We start from the raw sequence: 1111 nt of genomic DNA on the forward strand, positions 1-1111 counted from the left end.
TAAATTCTTTAGAAGAGTTAAAAGTAGCTCCAGTATACTCAATTCTTAAGTAACGGATAGATCCTGAGTTATCATTAGCAATGTTACCACCGTAAGTTAAACCAGCAACCTCAGAAGTAGCTGTATCACCTACGTTTGTTGGTGCTTGACCACATACTACTAATCCTCCCCAATCTTTAGGAGCAGGAGTAGCAGCTCCAGATGTCATTACTACTGGGTTTTCTTTGCTACCATCAACAAATATTTTTCCTCCTTGAGCTACAGCAATGTAAGCAGAAGTACCACCAGTAGCTTCGATTCTTGTACCAGCAGGAATTCTTAAAATCCCACCTTCTTTTACTATATAAGACCCAGTTAATTTATAAGTAACGCTAGCGTCTAAAGTTACTTCTGTAGTTACTTCACCAGCTAAATCTACTGAAGTACATGGTTGGCAAGATCCTCCACAATCTACACCTGTTTCATCTCCATTTTGAATTCCATCAGAACAAGAAGAAGTCTGTATTGGATCATCTTCTCCACAAGAAACTACCGTTGTTAAGGTAGCAGCTGCTATCATTAAAGTAAAAATTTGTTTTCTCATTTTTTTTATTAATTTATTTTAATGCTACAAAAGAAATAACCCAACATTAACTTAGTGTTCTGCTAAAATTAATGTTGGGTTATTGGATTGTTAATTAAAAGTTATATGATAATGATAACTTAAAGTCAACACCTTTTTTGTAAGAAAGTATTGTAACGTCTTGATTATCTTGGAATCTTTCTATTGAAGGGTTTAAAAGGTTCTTTGCAGAAGCTCCAAGGCTTAATCTTTCGTTTAATTTAGATTTTAATACTAAGTCTAATGTTCCGAAACCTTTATCAACTAAGTTTCCTTTTCCATCAGTACCTAAAGCGAAGATTCTATCAGAGAAGTAATTGTATACTAATGTTGATTGAAAGTTCATGCCATTATTAAAGTCTTTTGAAAAACTTAAATCTGTATTGATAAGTAAATCAGAAGCACCAGCGAAACCATCTTCAGTTGTACTAAAGTCTACACTAGTTCCAGGGTTTTCTTTAATAACTTTATCTTTATTTAGTTCTTGCTCATGGTTCATGTATGAAGCGT

The 1111-nt window shown here is 33.8% G+C and carries 2 pseudogenes; both read right to left on the reverse strand.

Going from position 1 to position 1111, the window contains the following annotated elements:
* A pseudogene (locus OU788_RS12370) lies at nt 1-583 on the reverse strand (hypothetical protein); the annotation flags it as partial.
* A 94-nt stretch (nt 584-677) separates the two neighbouring features.
* Nucleotides 678-1111, reverse strand: a pseudogene (locus OU788_RS12375) (TonB-dependent receptor); the annotation flags it as partial.

The sequence above is a fragment of the Tenacibaculum sp. L6 genome (genome assembly GCF_028823685.1).
In the GTDB taxonomy this organism is placed as follows: Bacteria; Bacteroidota; Bacteroidia; order Flavobacteriales; family Flavobacteriaceae; genus Polaribacter.